1 protein-coding gene is annotated in these 242 nt (G+C 75.6%); it reads right to left on the bottom strand.

What is annotated here, in order from left to right:
• Positions 1–242: response regulator (locus tag AC0IY0_RS28970; RefSeq protein ID WP_471766502.1), on the bottom strand; the 242-nt coding region annotated here is incomplete at both ends.

The raw sequence follows: 242 nt of genomic DNA, 5'->3' as shown, positions 1-242 counted from the left end.
CGCCGCAGCAAGGCCTCGATCCGGGCCGCGAGCTCGCCACGGACGAAGGGCGTACCGAGGGAGTCGTCCCCCCCGGCGCGCAGGCCGCAGATGCGCTCGTCGACGTCGCCGAGCGCGCTCAGCACCAGCGCGGGCGTCCGGTCGCCGGCGGCGCGCAGGTCACGCAACAGGGTGAGCCCGTCCCGCCCGGGAAGCATCCGGTCGAGGACGATGGCGTCCCAGGAGCCCGAACGGGCCTCATC

Source organism: Methylobacterium sp. AC315, from assembly GCF_979253755.1.
This window is presented reverse-complemented; position numbering and strand designations above follow the sequence as displayed.